Annotated in this window: 1 protein-coding gene; it reads left to right on the forward strand. The window is 48.4% G+C overall.

Annotated elements, in window-relative coordinates:
* The coding region (locus tag CHH91_RS18455; RefSeq protein ID WP_141234214.1) for a TAXI family TRAP transporter solute-binding subunit at positions 1–279 on the forward strand (279 nt) is incomplete at both ends.

Raw genomic sequence — 279 nt, forward strand, 5'->3', positions numbered from 1 at the left:
GTCCAATGCGGTTGAAGGCGTCAATTCTTTTGAAGGGGAGCCTGTTGACAATGTGCTTGCGCTCGGCTCGCTATACCCGGAAACCATTCAAATTGTCACCACTGCCGATTCAGGCATTGAGAGTGTCGAAGACCTTGCCGGCAAATCGGTATCTGTTGGAGCTCCAGGATCAGGTACATATGTAAATGCTGAACAGATCCTCGAGATTCACGGCATGAGCATGGATGACATTAATCAACAGCCTTTAAGCTTTGATGAATCGACGAGCGGCATACAAGA

Origin of the sequence: Virgibacillus sp. 7505 (assembly GCF_002272135.1) — a bacterium.
GTDB lineage: Bacteria > Bacillota > Bacilli > Bacillales > Amphibacillaceae > Terribacillus.